Genomic DNA, 15,787 nt, shown 5'->3' with positions numbered 1-15,787 from the left:
GTGGTGCCCTGGTGTGACTGGCCCGGCGGACAACGATGTCAGCCCGCCTCGGCAGCTGCCGTCCACACGCGTCAGTCCGCAGGAGGGGTAGTGCTGTTGTGAATATCGAGGTGCCGACGCTTGTCCTCGGCGCGGTAGCCGCCGCGTTCGGGGTGTTCTCAGTTCTGCTTGCGGCCATGATCGGCCCCAAGCGCTATAACCGCGCCAAACTCGAAGCGTACGAGTGCGGTATCGAGCCGACTCCGCACGCCGTCGGTGGCGGCCCGGGAAATGGTGCGGGACAACGCTTTCCGGTGAAGTACTACCTCACCGCCATGTTGTTCATCATCTTCGACATCGAAATCGTCTTCCTCTACCCGTGGGCGGTGCATTTCGATTCGCTCGGCCTGTTCGGGCTGGCGGCGATGGCGCTGTTCATCTTCAACGTCTCGGTGGCCTACGCCTACGAGTGGAGGCGAGGCGGGCTCAGCTGGGACTGAGCCGCACACAGGGGATTCCAACCAGAACAGCCTGCCCCGTGCGGGGTGTTCCGATCCGGGAGATGTAGTTCGACATGGGTCTCGAGGAGAAACTGCCCAGCGGATTCCTGCTGAGCACGGTGGAAGATTTGGCCGGCTATCTGCGCAAGAGTTCGCTGTGGCCCGCGACATTCGGCTTGGCCTGCTGCGCGATCGAGATGATGGCAACGGGCGGTGGGCGTTTCGATATCGCCCGCTTCGGTATGGAGGCGTTCCGCGCCTCGCCGCGCCAGGCCGACCTGATGATCGTCGCCGGACGGGTGAGCCAGAAGATGGCCCCCGTCCTGCGCCAGGTCTACGACCAGATGACCGAACCGAAATGGGTGCTGGCCATGGGTGTTTGCGCATCCTCGGGCGGCATGTTCAACAATTACGCCGTCGTGCAGGGTGTGGATCACATCGTGCCGGTGGACATCTACCTGCCCGGCTGCCCGCCGCGCCCGGAGATGCTGTTGAACGCGATCCTGAAGCTGCACGAGAAGATTCAGGAAATGCCGCTCGGCGTCAATCGTGAGGAAGCCGTGCGCGCCGCCGAGGCCGCCGCCCTCGCCAGCCCCACCACCATTCAGATGAAGGGGCTGTTGCGATGACGTTCGATGCGCCGACCGGCACGGAAAGCCCTCCGGAGGACGCCGTGAAACCTGGCGATGCTACCCCGCAGCCGGACGAAACCCAGAGCGCCGCAACCGAACCCGCACAGGCTCCGGCCGATGAGGTGATCGGCACGCGCAAGGGCATGTTCGGTGTCACCGGCACCGGCGACACCTCCGGCTACGGCCGCCTGGTGCGCACGGTCAGCCTGCCCGGCGGCAGCGCGCCGCCCTACGGCGGTTACTTCGACGAGCTGGTCGCCGTGCTGCACGACGCGCTCGCCGATACCGGCAGCACATTCGAGGACGCCATCGAGAAGATCGTGGTTTTCCGCGATGAACTCACCCTGCACGTGCGGCGCGAGCATCTGCCCGCGGTGGCGCTCACCCTGCGCAACCACGAGGCGCTGCGCTTCGAATTGTGCCTGGGCGTGAACGGCGCGCACTTCCCCGATGACACCGGACGTGAATTGCACGCGGTGTACCACTTGAACTCCATCACACACAATCGCCGTGTGCGCCTGGAGGTTTCGGTGCCGGACGCCGATCCGCACCTGCCCTCGCTCTACTCCGTGTACCCCACCACGGATTGGCACGAGCGCGAGACCTATGACTTCTTCGGCATCCTGTTCGACGGCCACCCGTCGCTGACCAGGATTTCGATGCCCGACGACTGGCGCGGTCACCCCCAGCGCAAGGACTACCCGCTGGGCGGGATCCCGGTCGAGTACAAGGGTGCGCGCATCCCGCCGCCCGACGAGCGGAGGGCGTACTCCTAATGCACGACACCGATATCGAGTCCCGTCCCGAGACCGGCGAGCGCCCCGAGCGCGTCATCACGGTCGGCGGCAATGACTGGGACGAAATCTCCGCTGCCCTGGACGGGGCCGCCGAGGAACGCATAGTCGTGAATATGGGCCCACAGCACCCCAGTACACACGGGGTGCTGCGCCTGATTCTGGAGATCGAGGGCGAGACGGTCACCGAGGCCCGCTGCGGTATCGGCTACCTGCACACCGGCATCGAGAAGAATCTCGAATACCGCAGCTGGGTGCAGGGCGTCACCTTCGTCACGCGCATGGACTATCTGTCGCCGTTCTTCAATGAGACGGCGTACTGCCTGGGCGTGGAGAAGCTGCTCGGCATCACCGACGATATTCCCGAGCGCGCCAGCGTCATTCGCGTCATGCTCATGGAACTCAACCGCATCTCCTCGCATCTGGTGGCGCTCGCCACCGGCGGTATGGAGCTGGGCGCGCTCACGCCCATGCTGTTCGGCTTCCGCGAGCGCGAACTGATCCTGGATGTCTTCGAGAACATCACGGGTCTGCGCATGAATCACGCGTATGTCCGGCCCGGCGGCGTCTCGCAGGATCTGCCCGAGGACGGCGTGTCCAAGGTGCGCGAGCTGCTGGCCCTGCTGCCGAAGCGCCTGCGGGATATGGAACTGCTGCTCAATGAGAACCCGATCTGGAAGGCCCGCACCCGCAATGTCGGCGTGCTGGATCTGACCGGCTGTATGGCGCTGGGCATCACCGGCCCGGTGCTGCGCTCGACCGGACTCCCCCACGATCTGCGCAAGGCCCAGCCGTACTGCGGTTACGAGACATACGAATTCGATGTCCAGACCGATACCGGCTGCGACTGCTACGGCCGCTACCTCATCCGCGTCAATGAGATGAAGGAATCGCTCAAGATCGTCGAGCAGTGCCTGGACAAGCTGCGACCGGGCCCGATCATGGTGGCGGACAAGAAGATTGCATGGCCTGCCGATCTGCAACTGGGGCCGGACGGCCTCGGCAACTCACCGCAGCACATCGGCAAGATCATGGGCACCTCCATGGAAGCGCTGATCCACCACTTCAAACTGGTGACCGAGGGGCTGCGCATTCCACCCGGCCAGGTGTACACGGCGGTCGAATCACCGCGCGGTGAGCTCGGCGTGCACATGATCAGCGACGGCGGCACCCGGCCGTACCGGGTGCACTACCGCGACCCTTCCTTCACGAATCTGCAAGCGGTGGCGGCGATGTGCGAAGGCGGCCTGGTCGCCGACGTCATCGCCTCGGTGGCCAGTATCGATCCGGTTATGGGCGGTGTAGACCGATGACAGAGATTCTGCTCAACCTGACCGTGCGCCCCATCCCGTATCCGCAGGAGGTGCACGACCGGCTCCAGTTGGAGGCCAAGGAGATCATCGCGCGGTATCCGCATCCGCGTTCGGCACTGCTGCCCCTCTTGCATCTCGTGCAATCGGTGGAGAGCTATGTCTCGGGCACCGGCATCGAATTCTGTGCCGAGCAGCTGGGATTGACCGATGCCGAGGTGACCGCGGTCGCCACCTTCTACTCCATGTACCGGCGCGGGCGCACCGGCGATTACCACGTCGGGGTGTGCACCAACACGCTGTGCGCGGTCATGGGCGGCGATGAGATCTTCTCGGAACTGAAGCAGCACTTGGGTGTCAAGCACGGGGAGACCACCGCCGACGGCGCGGTCACCCTGGAGCACATCGAGTGCAACGCGGCGTGCGATTACGCACCCGTTGTCATGGTGAATTGGGAGTTCTTCGACAACCAGACGCCGGAATCGGCTCGCGGCCTGGTGGATTCGCTGCGCAAGGGCGATCAGGTGACGGGTTCGCGCAGCGGTATCCCGCTGTGCACCTTCCGCGAGACCGCCCGCATTCTCGCGGGCTACCCGGACTCGCGCCCCGGTGCGACCGATGGCGCACCCGGACCCGCCACCCTCGCGGGTCTGCATGCGGCCGAACAGGATTCGAACGGAGGCGGCAAGTGACGCAGACCCAGGCCGCCCCGCGCGGACTGACCCCGGTCCTGTCCAGGTACTGGGGCGAACCCGATTCCTGGACCCTGGCGGCATATCGCAGCCAGGGTGGTTATCGCGGCCTGCCCAAGGCGCTGCGCATGCAGCCCGATGAGGTCATTGCCACCGTCAAGGACTCCGGTCTGCGCGGGCGCGGCGGCGCGGGCTTCCCGACCGGTATGAAGTGGGGTTTCATCCCGCAGGGCCCCGGCCCGGACGGGGTGACCAAACCGCACTACCTGGTGGTCAACGCCGATGAATCGGAACCGGGTACCTGCAAGGACATTCCGCTCATGCTGGCGAGTCCGCACACCCTCGTCGAGGGCGTGATCATCGCCTCCTACGCGATTCGCGCCTCGCACGCGTTCATCTACGTGCGCGGTGAGGTCGTGACGGTGCTGCGGCGTTTGCAGGCGGCGGTCGAACAGGCTTATGCCGCAGGGTATCTCGGCGAGAACATCCAGAGTTCGGGCTACAACCTGGACATCGTCGTGCACGCCGGAGCGGGCGCGTACATCTGCGGTGAGGAAACCGCGCTGCTGGATTCCCTGGAAGGCCGTCGCGGTCAGCCGCGCCTGCGTCCGCCGTTCCCGGCCGTGGCCGGTCTGTACGCCTGCCCGACCGTGGTCAACAATGTGGAATCCATTGCGTCCGTGCCGTCCATCCTCGCCAATGGCGTGGATTGGTTCCGGTCCTTCGGCAGTGAGAAGTCGCCGGGGTTCACCCTCTACTCGCTCTCGGGTCACGTGACGCGACCGGGGCAGTATGAAGCGGCCCTGGGAATCACGCTGCGCGAGTTGCTGACTCACGCCGGCGGCGTGCGCGCGGGCCACACGTTGAAGTTCTGGACCCCGGGCGGCTCGTCCACCCCGATCTTCACCGAAGAGCACCTCGATGTCCCCCTCGACTACGAAGGCGTCGCCGCCGCGGGTTCGATGCTCGGCACCAAGGCATTGCAGATCTTCGACGACACCACCTGTGTGGTGCGTGCCGTACTGCGCTGGACCGAGTTCTACGCCCACGAATCCTGCGGTAAATGCACCCCCTGCCGCGAGGGCACCTACTGGCTGGTCCAGCTGCTCGAACGCCTGGAGAAGGGCACCGGTCACGAGACCGATCTGGACAAGCTCATGGATATCGCCGACAACATCAACGGCAAATCCTTCTGCGCCCTCGGCGACGGTGCGGCGAGCCCGATCTTCTCCTCTCTCAAGTACTTCCGCGATGAGTACGTCGAGCACATCCGCCTCGGCGCATGCCCGTTCGACCCAGCCCGGTCCACCGCCTGGGCTGAAGGAGTGCGATGACCGCGATAGCCAATTCCAATGCCAGCGGAGTCACGCCGACCGATATGGTGAGCGTGATCATCGACGGCACCACGGTTTCCGTTCCGGCGGGGACGCTGGTGATCCGTGCGGCCGAGTTGATCGGCGTGCAGATCCCGCGTTTCTGTGATCACCCGCTGCTCGATCCGGTGGGCGCGTGCCGCCAGTGTCTGGTGGAGGTCGAAGGCCAGCGCAAACCGGTCGCCTCCTGCACCCAGACGGTGGCCGAGGGCATGGTGATCCACACCCAGATGTCCTCCCCCGCCGCCGAGAAGGCGCAGGAGGGCGTGATGGAGCTGCTGCTCATCAATCACCCCCTGGACTGCCCGGTCTGCGATAAGGGCGGTGAATGCCCGCTGCAGAACCAGGCCATGTCCACCGGACGGGCCGAATCGCGGTTCGACGGGGAGAAGCGGACCTATCCCAAGCCGATTCCGCTGTCCTCGGCGATTCTGCTGGATCGTGAGCGCTGTGTGCTGTGCGCGCGGTGCACCCGGTTCTCGCAGCAGGTCGCCGGTGACCCGTTCATCGAATTGATGGATCGCGGAGCGCTGCAACAGGTCGGAATCGCCGCCGGTGAGCCGATGGACTCCTATTTCTCCGGCAATACCGTGCAGATCTGCCCGGTGGGCGCGCTCACCGGCAGCACCTACCGATTCCGGGCGCGGCCCTTCGATCTGGTGTCCAGCCCGGCGGTGTGCGAGCACTGCGCCTCGGGGTGCGCCCAGCGCACCGATCATCGGCGCGGAAAGGTCATGCGCCGCTTGGCCGGTGACGATCCGCAGGTCAATGAGGAATGGAACTGCGATAAGGGCCGGTTCGCCTTCCAGTACGCGACCGAGCGGGATCGGCTCACCACCCCGCTGGTGCGCACCTGGGACGGCACCCTGCAACCCGCCTCGTGGTCCGAGGCCATCGCGCACGCCGCGCGCGGCCTGGCCGCGGCGCGCGGGAACGCGGGCGTGCTGGTCGGCGGGCGCGTGACACTGGAGGACGCGTACGCGTACTCCAAGTTCGCGCGAGTCGGCTTGGCTACCAACGATATCGACTTCCGATCCCGGGAACATTCGGCGGAGGAGGCGGATTTCCTCGCGGCACGTGTTGCCGGACAGGGCATCACCGTCGACTATGCCGCGCTGGAGCGTGCTCCGATCGTATTGCTCATCGGCTTCGAGGCCGAAGAGGAATCGCCGATGGTTTACCTGCGATTGCGCAAGGCCGCCCGCAAGAACGGGACCGAGGTCTATTCGCTCGCGCCGTACACCACGCGCGGACTGCAGCGCATGAACGGCACGCTGCTGCCGGCCACCCCCGGCGAGGAACCGCATCTGCTGGAGGCGATTCGCACCGGCGAAACCGATTCCGTCGCAGTGGCTCCCGGACATCTGCACCACATCGCCACCATGTTGCGCGAGCCCGATGCGCTCATCCTGGTCGGTGAGAGGCTCGGCGGAATTCCCGGTGGCGTTTCCGCCGCCGCCCGTCTGGCCGATGACACCGGGGCGGCGCTGGCGTGGATTCCGCGCCGCGCGGGTGAACGTGGCGCACTGGAAGCGGGCGCGCTGCCCGTGCTGCTTCCGGGCGGACGCCCGGTCGCGGATCCCGTTGCGCGGCACCAGCTCATCGACGCCTGGGGCGTGGACGAACTGCCCATGAACCCGGGTCGCGATACCGCCGCCATCCTGGCCGCCGCACCGACGCTGGGCGCACTGCTCATCGGCGGCGTCGAGGTCGGCGATATGCCCGATCCGCATGCCGCGCTGGCCGCCATCGACGCCGCGAGTTTCGTTGTGAGCCTGGAACTTCGGGCCAGCGATATCAGCGAGCGCGCCGATGTGGTGTTCCCGGTGGCCTCGGCCATGGAGAAGGCGGGCACCTTCCTCACCTGGGAGGGCAGGCACCGGCAATTCGATGCCGCCCTGCGTGATTCGACCGTACGCCGCGAGGCCGCGCCCATGCCCGAACACCGGGTGCTGGACGCCATCGCACAGGAGATGGGCATTCGCCTGGGCCTGCCCGATGTCTCCAGTGCGCGTGCGGAATTGGCGGATCTGGGCGCGTGGGACGGTCCGGCCGCCGCGACGCCTGCCCATCGCCCGCAGCCGATCGCGCAGACCACCTCGGGCACCGCGATCCTGTCCGCGTGGCGCATGCTCATCGATCGCGGTCGATTGCAGGACGGCGAACCGAACCTGGCGGGCACCGCCCGGACGCCGGTGGTGCGGCTCTCGCATGTCACCGCCGCCGAAATCGGCGCCACCACAGGCGATCCGGTGACGGTCGGCAACGATCACGGCCATATCACCCTCCCGCTGGTCATCACCGACATGCCGGACCGGGTCGTATGGCTGCCCATGAATTCCCCCGGGGCCGATGTGCTGGTGCAGCTCGGCACCACACCCGGCCACCTCGTGCGCATCCGTCGGGAGGACCACCGTGAGTGAGCTCGTATCGATGTGGGCGGCCGCGGGACCCTATGCCGCGGGTCCCGCACCGGCCGCCAACACCCTGAGCGTTTTCGGCCATGATCCGTGGTGGCTGGTGCTGATCAAATCGATCGGCATCTTCGTCTTCCTGCTGCTGATCCCGATGCTCGCGGTGTACGCCGAACGAAAGATCGTGGCGTTCATGCAGATGCGCGTCGGCCCCAACCGGGTCGGCCCGCGCGGATCACTGCAATCGATCGCCGACGGCGTGAAGATGCTCCTCAAAGAGGACATCATCCCGGCCATCGTGGATAAGCCGATCTTCATTCTCGCGCCGATCATTTCGCTGATCCCGGCCGTGATGGCGTTCGCGGTGATCCCGTTCGGCCCCGAAGTGTCCATGTTCGGGCATCGCACGCCATTGCAGCTGACCGATATGCCGGTGGGTGTGCTCTACATCCTGGCCATGGCCTCGGTGGGCGTGTACGGAATCGTGTTGGCGGGCTGGGCTTCCGGGTCCACCTATCCGCTGCTGGGCGGGCTGCGCTCCACCGCGCAGGTGATCTCCTACGAGATCGCCATGGCGCTGTGCTTCGCGGCGGTGTTCCTGCTCTCGGGCTCGATGGCCACCTCGGATATCGTGCGCGCGCAGTTCGGCACCTGGTACGTCTTCCTGCTGTTGCCGTCGTTCCTGATCTACGCGGTGTCCATGGTCGGTGAGACCAACCGCGCGCCCTTCGACCTCCCCGAGGCCGAGGGTGAGCTGGTCGGCGGTTTCCACACCGAGTACTCCTCGCTCAAGTTCGCCATGTTCATGATGGCCGAGTACATCAACATGGCAACGGTTTCCGCGCTGGCCACCACGCTGTTCTTCGGCGGCTGGCACGCGCCGTTCCCGATCAGCCTGTGGGCGGGCGCGAACACCGGCTGGTGGCCCATGCTGTGGTTCACCGCCAAGGTGTGGGGCTTCCTGTTCGTCTTCATCTGGCTGCGCGGCACGCTGCCGCGCCTGCGCTACGACCAGTTCATGAATCTGGGCTGGAAGCTGCTGATTCCGGTATCGCTGGCGTGGGTCATGTATGTCGCCACGCTGCGGGCGCTGCAGAACGAGGGCATTCACGTCCAGACGCCGGGCATGATCATCGGCGGCATCGTGATCGCGGCTTTGCTGCTCGGGCTGGTGCTGAAAGCCGGGCACGCGGGCGACGATCGGAACAAGGCCGCACCGGATGCCGATGCGACAACGGCGTATTCGGACTTCCCGGTGCCGCCGATGCCCGCCGAGGCGAGCGCGCCGGTGCAGAAGCCCGGTCTGCTGGAGCCCCTCGGAGGCTTCTACGTCACCGCCGCGACCATGTTCAAGAAGCCGAACACCGAGCTGTACCCGGAGGTCAAGACTCCGACCCAGCCGCGCTATCACGGCCGGCACCAGCTCAATCGGCATCCGGACGGACTCGAGAAGTGCATCGGCTGCGAGCTGTGCGCGTGGGCCTGCCCGGCGGACGCGATCTTCGTCGAAGGCGCGGACAACACCGAGGAAGAGCGCTACTCACCCGGTGAGCGTTACGGCCGCGTCTACCAGATCAACTACCTGCGCTGCATCGGCTGCGGCCTGTGCATCGAGGCGTGCCCGACGCGGGCGCTGACCATGACCAACGAGTACGAGCTGGCCGATGACAATCGCGCCGACCTCATTCTCGAGAAGAAGAATCTGCTCGCGCCGATGGAGCCGGGTATGGCCCCCGCACCGCACGCCATGTACCCGGGTGCGGACGAGGGTTCCTACTACCGCGGTGAAGTCCCCGGTGCGCCAAGCGAACTCGCTGGCGTCGAAGGAGGGAAGAAGTAGTGCTCTCGCTCCTGGCCCAGCCTGCCCCGCAGCTGGTCACGCACACCTCCACCGGTGAGGCCGTGCAGTTCTGGATTCTCTCGGTGATCGCGGTGGTGGGCGCGCTCGGCATGGTGTGCGCCCGCAAGGCCGTGCACTCCGCGCTCTGCCTGGCCGCCACCATGATCACGCTGTCGGCGTTCTACATCGCCGAGAACGCGTTGTTCCTGGGCATCGTGCAGATCGTCGTCTACACCGGCGCGGTCATGATGCTGTTCCTGTTCGTGCTCATGCTGGTCGGCGTCGATTCCTCGGAATCGCTGCGGGAGACCCTGCGCGGGCAGCGCATCGCCGTGCTGATCGTCGGCATCGGCTTCGGCATGCTGGTCATCGCGGCGGTCGCCCGCGGCATGAACGAGACCAGCGTGGCCGAGACCGGACCGGGGCTCGGCGGTAACGATGCCATCGGGGCGCTCGCCGAACTGCTGTTCGTGCGCTACGTATGGGCGTTCGAGCTGACCGGTTCGCTGCTCATCACCGCCACCATCGGCGCGATGGTGCTCGCGCACCGGGAGAAGTTCGGGCCGCGCACCGATCAGCGCACGCTGTCCAAAGAACGCTTCCGGGACGGTAGGCGGGTCACGCCGCTGCCGACGCCCGGCGTGTACGCCCGCCACAATGCCGTCGACGCCCCTGCTCGACTGCCGGACGGCTCCTTCGAGGAGCTGTCGGTCAGCAGCATTCTGCGGCATCGCCGCAATCGTGCCCATGAGGAAGCCGTGGTGCGGACCGTCGGCAACGGCAGTGACCACTCGACGAGCGGCAACGGCGGCAACGATTCTCCCGAGGAAGGCTTGCGGTGAACCCGGACAACTATCTGTATCTCTCCGCCCTGCTCTTCACCATCGGCGCCGCCGGAGTCCTGGTGCGGCGCAACGCCATCGTGGTGTTCATGTGCATCGAGCTCATGCTCAATGCGGTCAATCTGGCCTTCGTCACCTTCGCCCGGCTGCACGCCAATCTGGACGGGCAGGTGTTCGCCTTCTTCACCATGGTGGTCGCCGCCGCCGAGGTCGTGGTCGGCCTGGCCATCATCATGACCATCTTCCGTGCCCGCCGCTCGACCTCGGTCGACGATGCGAATCTGCTGCGGTACTGACATGGACACTGCGCAGATGATGCTGTGGCTGCTGCCCGCGCTGCCCCTCGCGGGCGCTGTATTCCTGCTGCTGATGGGACGATTCAGCGATAAGTGGGGGCATATCGTCGGAACCGCCTTGGCGCTGGGCTCTTTCGGCGTCGCGGTATGGGCGTTCTCGGAAATGCTCGGTCGCTCCGATGCCACCCGAGCGGTGCATTACAACCTGTTCAGCTGGGTGCCGGTCACCGGGCTGAAGGTCGATGCCGCACTGCAATTGGATCAGCTGTCGATGTGCTTCGCACTGCTGATCACCGGTGTCGGATCGCTCATCCACATCTATTCGATCGGGTACATGGCGCACGATGAGGGACGGCGGCGGTTCTTCGCCTACCTGAATCTGTTCCTTGCCGCGATGCTGGTGCTCGTTCTCGCGGACAACTTCCTGGTGCTGTATCTCGGCTGGGAAGGCGTGGGTCTGGCCTCGTATCTGCTGATCGGGTTCTGGTACCACAAGCCTTCTGCCGCAACGGCTGCCAAGAAGGCGTTCGTGGTGAACCGCGTCGGTGATATGGGCCTGGCGATCGCGCTGATGATCATGTTCGCGACGTTCGGGAGCATCGACTTCCGAACCGTGTTCGGGGCAGCCTCGCAGGCCAGCGACGGAACCCTCACGGCCATCGGGCTTTTGCTGCTGTTGGGTGCCTGCGGTAAATCCGCTCAGGTGCCGCTGCAAGCCTGGCTCGGGGACGCGATGGAGGGGCCGACACCTGTCTCGGCGCTCATCCACGCGGCCACCATGGTCACCGCGGGTGTGTACCTGATCGCGCGATCCAATCCGATCTTCGATCTCGCCCCGGGCGCGCAGGCCGCCGTAATGGCCGTCGGCGCAGTCACTTTGCTCTACGGCGCGATCATCGGCTGTGCCAAGGACGACATCAAGAAGGCCCTCGCGGCGTCCACCATGAGCCAGATCGGCTACATGATTCTCGCCGCGGGCCTCGGCCCGGTCGGATACGCGGCGGCCATCATGCATCTGCTCACGCACGGATTCTTCAAGGCCGGACTGTTCCTCGGCGCGGGATCGGTCATGCATGCCATGAACGATGAGACCGATATGCGGCGGTACGGCGGACTGCGCAAGCTGCTGCCGATCACCTATGTCACCTTCGGGCTCGGGTATCTCGCGATTCTCGGCGTGCCGCCGTTCGCGGGGTTCTTCTCCAAGGACCGGATCATCGAAGCGGCGTTCGCGCATGGCGGATTCGGCGGCATCATCACCGGGCTGGCGGCGCTCGCCGGTGCGGGTATCACCGCGTTCTACATGACCAGGGTCATGCTGCTCACCTTCTTCGGTGAGAAGCGTTGGAAGGAAGGCACTCATCCCCACGAGTCGCCCGCTTCCATGACCGGGCCGATGATTCTGCTGGCCTTCGGTTCCGTCGCCTCGGGTGCGCTGCTCGCCTACGGTTCCTCGCTCCAGAACTGGCTGGCTCCCGTGGTCGGCACGCATCACGGCGAACCGATCATTCCGGTGTGGGCCATCACCTTCTTCGCGCTGGCCGTGGTCGCGGCGGGCGTATGGGTGGCCTACGACCAGTACTCCGCGCATCCCGTTCCCGAAACCGCTCCTGCCGGAACGCCGCTCACCGCGGCCGCGCGACAGGATCTCTACGGTGACGCGTTCAACGAGGCCGCGTTCATGCGCCCGGGTCAGCATCTGACCCGTTCGCTGGTCTTCGTCGACAATCGCGGGATCGACGGTCTGGTCAACACCACCGCCGCCGTCATCGGCGGCCTGTCCGCGCGAGTTCGGCGCGTGCAAACCGGTTTCGTGCGCTCGTACGCCCTGTCCATGTTCACCGGCGCGGCACTGGTGGCCGCCGCCCTGCTGGCGGTGAGGTTGTTTTGAGTGACTTTCCCTGGCTGACGACGCTCTGGGCGGTTCCGCTCGTCGGAGCCGCGCTGGTGCTGTTCTTCCCCGCCGCCTGGCGCACCGGAGCGCGATCGTTCGCGCTCGCGGTGTCCGTCGGCACGCTCGGGGTGGCGATCTGGCTCGCCACCCAGTTCGAAGCCGGTGGGGCGCAATACCAATTCGTGGAATCGCGGGAATGGATTCCGGCGTTCGGGGCGGGCTACACGCTCGGCATGGACGGCATCGCACTGGTGCTGGTGCTGCTCACCGCCGGGCTCATGCCGCTGCTCATGCTCGCGGGCTGGCAGGACGAACGCGAAGTAGGCAATGGGCCACGCGTCGTGAACTACTACGTCGCGCTCATGCTCGTCGTGGAAGCAATGGTGCTGATTTCCTTTGTGTCGCTGGACATTCTGCTGTTCTACGTGTTCTTCGAGGTCATGCTTATCCCGATGTACTTCCTCATCGGCGGATTCGGGCCGCGCACCGGCGATCCGGCGGTGCGGGCGCAGCGATCCCGGGCCGCGGTGAAGTTCCTGCTGTACAACCTGTTCGGCGGGTTGATCATGCTGGCGGCGGTCATCGGACTCTATGTGCTGACCGCGCGAGAGAAGCTGGGCAGCAATGGAAATGGCACCTTCGACTTCCGGACCGTCATGGAGGCCGCCAATTCCGGGCAACTCGGCGCCGGACCGGTGGTGCTGAACGCGCTGTTCCTCGGCTTCATGTTCGCGTTCGCGGTGAAAGCGCCGCTGTGGCCGCTGCACACCTGGCTGCCGGACGCGGCCGTCGCCGCCACCCCGGCCAGCGCGGTGCTCATGATGGCGGTGGTCGACAAGGTCGGGACCTTCGGCATGCTGCGCTACTGCCTGCTGCTGTTCCCTTCGGCCACAGCGACTTACGCGCCGGTGATCAGCGTGCTCGCGGTGATCGGCATCATCTACGGTGCGCTGCTGGCCATCGGGCAGACCGATGTCATGCGGTTGATCGCGTACACCTCGATCTCGCACTTCGGATTCATCATTCTCGGCATCTTCGCGCTCACCACGCAGGGCGGGACCGGGGCGACGCTGTACATGGTCAATCACGGCATCTCCACCGCGGCGCTGTTCCTGATCGCGGGATTCCTGGTGTCGCGCAGGGGAACCCGGCTCATCGCCGAATACGGCGGGGTGCAGAAGGTCGCGCCGATTCTGGCGGGCACCTTCTTCATCTCCGGTCTGGCGACGCTGTCGCTGCCCGGGCTCGCGCCGTTCATCAGTGAGTTCATGGTGTTGATCGGGACGTTCACCCGGTACCCGGTGGCGGCCATATTCGCCTCCACCGCACTGGTTCTCGCCGCGCTGTACATCCTGTGGATGTACCAGCGGATGATGACCGGCCCGGTGAAGAAGGGCAATGAGCGGCTTTACGATCTGCTGCCGCGCGAGATGCTCGTGGTCGCGCCGCTGATCATCGCGCTGCTGTTCCTGGGCGCGTACCCCAAGCCCGTGCTCGATCGCATCGATCCGGCGGTGGCGCGCACGCTCACCACGATCGGACAGCATGATCCGGCTCCGGCAGTGAAACCCGAAGCCGCCCAGACGTCTAGCGGAGGTGCTCACAAGTGAGTGCTACACCCCTGATCCTCGCCGCGGCCGTGCCCGCACCGAGTATCGAGTATCGCAATCTGTCTCCGATGTTGATCGTGTTCGGTGTGGCCGTGGTCGGGGTGCTGGTGGAGGCGTTCGCGCCCAGGGCATCCCGGTATGTGCTGCATATGGTGCTCGGGCTCGGCGGCATGGGTGTCGCGCTCGGCGCGGTGATCGGGCTGCGCGGCACCAATTCGACCGCGGTGGTCGGCGCGGTCGCCATCGACGGCGTGACGCTGTTCTTGCAGGGCACGATTCTGGTGGTATCCATTCTCGGGCTGCTGCTGATCGCCGAGCGGCGTGCGGATCGGATGCCGATACACAAGGAGGGACCGGGCACCTGGAGTCTGGCCGCCTCGCGCGGGGTGGACGCCTTCGCACCGCAGGCCGCCGCCATGCCGGGCAGCTCCGATGAGATCGCGGCGACCAAGGCGGGCGTGGCGACCACCGAGGTCTTCCCGCTCACGCTGTTCGCGGTCGCCGGGCTCATGCTCTTCCCGGCCTCCAATGATCTGCTCACCATGTTCATTGCGCTGGAAGTGCTTTCGCTGCCGCTGTACCTGCTGTGCGGGCTCGCTCGCCGTCGTCGGCTGCTCTCGCAGGAAGCGGCGCTGAAGTACTTCCTGCTCGGCGCGTTCTCCTCTGCGTTCTTCCTTTACGGCATGGCACTGCTCTACGGCTACGCCGGAACCGTGCGCATGGGCGGCATCGCCGACGCGGTGGCCCGCGACACCAGCAATTCGCACACCCTGGCCATTCTCGGTGTGGCCATGCTCGCCGTCGGCCTGCTCTTCAAGATCGGCGCGGTGCCCTTCCAGTCCTGGGTGCCGGATGTCTACCAGGGCGCACCGACCCCCATCACCGGATTCATGGCCGCCGCAACCAAAATCGCGGCTGTCGGTGCGCTGCTGCGCGTGCTGTACGTGGCGGTCCCCGGCCTCCGCAACGACTGGCGTCCGATCCTGGCGGCCGTCGCCATCGCGACCATGGTCGTCGGCGCGGTCCTGGCCATCACCCAGACCGATATGAAGCGCATGCTCGCCTACTCCTCGGTGGCGCACGCGGGCTTCATCCTCACGGCCCTGGTGGCGGCCAACTCCTCCGGCGTCTCCTCGGTCCTGTTCTATCTCGCCGTCTACGGTCTCGGCACCCTCGGCGCCTTCGCCGTGGTCAGCCTGGTCCGCGACGAAAACGGCGACGAGGCAACCGCATTGCCCGCCTGGGCGGGCATGGGCCGCCGCTCCCCCTGGCTCGCCACCATCTTCTCCCTCTTCCTCCTCTCCTTCGCCGGCATCCCGCTGACAAGCGGCTTCATCGCCAAATTCAGCGTCTTCGCCGCAGCCTCCGCGGGCGGCATGACCCCCCTGGTCATCGTCGGCGTCCTCAGCAGCGCCATCGCCGCCTTCTTCTACATCCGAGTAATCGTCCTCATGTTCTTCACCGACGCCCCCACAACCGCCCCAACCGTCGTATCCCCCACCCTCACAACAACGGTCATAGCCATGACCGCAGCCGCAACGCTCGTCCTCGGCATCTTCCCCCAGCCCCTGCTGGACCTCGCCGATCACGCGGCCACCTTCGCTCACTGAC

Annotated in this window: 13 protein-coding genes; all 13 read left to right on the top strand. The window is 66.0% G+C overall.

The window, feature by feature from the left end; translation table 11 throughout:
- Window positions 1-98: 98 nt before the first annotated feature.
- Window positions 99-479, top strand: a complete 381-nt coding sequence (locus tag ACFC0O_RS39185) for an NADH-quinone oxidoreductase subunit A (protein ID WP_364634516.1) — start codon at window positions 99-101, stop codon at window positions 477-479.
- Window positions 480-553: 74 nt separating this feature from the next.
- Entirely contained in the window at window positions 554-1,108 is a 555-nt protein-coding gene (locus tag ACFC0O_RS39180) for an NADH-quinone oxidoreductase subunit B family protein (RefSeq protein ID WP_330180717.1), read from the top strand.
- Window positions 1,105-1,887, top strand: a complete 783-nt coding sequence (locus tag ACFC0O_RS39175) for an NADH-quinone oxidoreductase subunit C (protein ID WP_375967180.1) — start codon at window positions 1,105-1,107, stop codon at window positions 1,885-1,887. The genes ACFC0O_RS39180 and ACFC0O_RS39175 overlap by 4 nt, the downstream gene beginning before the upstream one ends.
- On the top strand, window positions 1,887-3,218 hold the full coding sequence (gene nuoD / locus ACFC0O_RS39170; RefSeq protein ID WP_375967178.1) for an NADH dehydrogenase (quinone) subunit D: 1,332 nt from the start codon (window positions 1,887-1,889) through the stop codon (window positions 3,216-3,218). Before ACFC0O_RS39175 ends, nuoD begins: the two co-directional genes overlap by 1 nt.
- Window positions 3,215-3,907: an NADH-quinone oxidoreductase subunit NuoE gene (gene nuoE / locus ACFC0O_RS39165; RefSeq protein ID WP_375967177.1), complete on the top strand. Its 693-nt coding sequence runs from the start codon at window positions 3,215-3,217 to the stop codon at window positions 3,905-3,907. Before nuoD ends, nuoE begins: the two co-directional genes overlap by 4 nt.
- Window positions 3,904-5,241, top strand: a complete 1,338-nt coding sequence (nuoF, locus tag ACFC0O_RS39160; protein ID WP_375967175.1) for an NADH-quinone oxidoreductase subunit NuoF — start codon at window positions 3,904-3,906, stop codon at window positions 5,239-5,241. Before nuoE ends, nuoF begins: the two co-directional genes overlap by 4 nt.
- Window positions 5,238-7,703, top strand: a complete 2,466-nt coding sequence (locus ACFC0O_RS39155; RefSeq protein WP_375967174.1) for an NADH-quinone oxidoreductase subunit G — start codon at window positions 5,238-5,240, stop codon at window positions 7,701-7,703. Before nuoF ends, ACFC0O_RS39155 begins: the two co-directional genes overlap by 4 nt.
- A gap of 10 nt (window positions 7,704-7,713) precedes the next feature.
- Window positions 7,714-9,534 carry an NADH-quinone oxidoreductase subunit NuoH gene (gene nuoH, locus ACFC0O_RS39150; protein WP_364636037.1) on the top strand — a complete coding sequence of 607 codons (1,821 nt, stop codon included), beginning with the start codon at window positions 7,714-7,716 and terminating at the stop codon, window positions 9,532-9,534.
- Window positions 9,534-10,376: an NADH-quinone oxidoreductase subunit J gene (locus tag ACFC0O_RS39145; protein ID WP_375967172.1), complete on the top strand. Its 843-nt coding sequence runs from the start codon at window positions 9,534-9,536 to the stop codon at window positions 10,374-10,376. The genes nuoH and ACFC0O_RS39145 overlap by 1 nt, the downstream gene beginning before the upstream one ends.
- Window positions 10,373-10,672: an NADH-quinone oxidoreductase subunit NuoK gene (gene nuoK / locus ACFC0O_RS39140; RefSeq protein ID WP_067563639.1), complete on the top strand. Its 300-nt coding sequence runs from the start codon at window positions 10,373-10,375 to the stop codon at window positions 10,670-10,672. The genes ACFC0O_RS39145 and nuoK overlap by 4 nt, the downstream gene beginning before the upstream one ends.
- Window positions 10,673-10,691: 19 nt before the next feature.
- Window positions 10,692-12,563, top strand: coding sequence for an NADH-quinone oxidoreductase subunit L (gene nuoL / locus ACFC0O_RS39135; protein WP_375967752.1), 1,872 nt, complete (start codon window positions 10,692-10,694; stop codon window positions 12,561-12,563).
- Window positions 12,560-14,176 (top strand): NADH-quinone oxidoreductase subunit M, encoded by a 1,617-nt coding sequence (locus tag ACFC0O_RS39130; RefSeq protein WP_364634537.1) that lies wholly within the window; start codon window positions 12,560-12,562, stop codon window positions 14,174-14,176. Before nuoL ends, ACFC0O_RS39130 begins: the two co-directional genes overlap by 4 nt.
- Entirely contained in the window at window positions 14,173-15,786 is a 1,614-nt protein-coding gene (gene nuoN / locus ACFC0O_RS39125; RefSeq protein WP_375967171.1) for an NADH-quinone oxidoreductase subunit NuoN, read from the top strand. Before ACFC0O_RS39130 ends, nuoN begins: the two co-directional genes overlap by 4 nt.
- Window position 15,787: the final 1 nt, after the last annotated feature.

It is taken from the genome of Nocardia sp. NPDC056100 (genome assembly GCF_042266325.1).
GTDB lineage: Bacteria > Actinomycetota > Actinomycetes > Mycobacteriales > Mycobacteriaceae > Nocardia.
This window is presented reverse-complemented; position numbering and strand designations above follow the sequence as displayed.

Bases quoted from the DNA above. Each gene is read 5' to 3' on its own strand.
- ACFC0O_RS39155 (WP_375967174.1), top strand. From the start codon at position 5,238: ATGACCGCGATAGCCAATTCCAATGCCAGCGGAGTCACGCCGACCGAT.
- nuoH (WP_364636037.1), top strand. From the start codon at position 7,714: ATGTGGGCGGCCGCGGGACCCTATGCCGCGGGTCCCGCACCGGCCGCC.
- ACFC0O_RS39175 (WP_375967180.1), top strand. From the start codon at position 1,105: ATGACGTTCGATGCGCCGACCGGCACGGAAAGCCCTCCGGAGGACGCC.
- nuoD (WP_375967178.1), top strand. From the start codon at position 1,887: ATGCACGACACCGATATCGAGTCCCGTCCCGAGACCGGCGAGCGCCCC.
- ACFC0O_RS39180 (WP_330180717.1), top strand. From the start codon at position 554: ATGGGTCTCGAGGAGAAACTGCCCAGCGGATTCCTGCTGAGCACGGTG.
- nuoE (WP_375967177.1), top strand. From the start codon at position 3,215: ATGACAGAGATTCTGCTCAACCTGACCGTGCGCCCCATCCCGTATCCG.
- nuoL (WP_375967752.1), top strand. From the start codon at position 10,692: ATGCTGTGGCTGCTGCCCGCGCTGCCCCTCGCGGGCGCTGTATTCCTG.